The sequence below is a fragment of the Stenotrophomonas sp. SrG genome (genome assembly GCF_050031795.1).
Classification (GTDB): Bacteria; Pseudomonadota; Gammaproteobacteria; order Xanthomonadales; family Xanthomonadaceae; genus Stenotrophomonas; species Stenotrophomonas rhizophila_A.
In genome coordinates, this window is sequence record NZ_JBNBBE010001291.1 from 1 (window position 1) to 236 (window position 236).

Annotated in this window: 1 pseudogene; it reads left to right on the forward strand. The window is 67.8% G+C overall.

What is annotated here, in order from left to right:
- Nucleotides 1-131 (forward strand): annotated as a pseudogene (locus tag ACQG3P_RS23580) (succinate--CoA ligase subunit alpha); the annotation flags it as partial.
- Nucleotides 132-236: the final 105 nt, after the last annotated feature.

Below are 236 nucleotides of genomic sequence, written 5' to 3' on the forward strand. Positions count from 1 at the left end.
GCCACGCCGGTGCGATCGCATCGGGCGGCAAGGGCACCGCTGACGGCAAGTTCGCTGCCATGGAAGCGGCCGGTGTGGTCACCGTCCGCTCGCCGGGCGACCTGGGCGCCGCCATCGCCAAGCTGGTCAAATCAGCGCGCCAGCCAACCCTGCGTAGTGCCGACGGTTACTCGGCAAAGGAAAAGCCGCCCCAAAGGGCGTCTTTTCTGCGTTTCCAGTCCGCCGAACCACCAGCG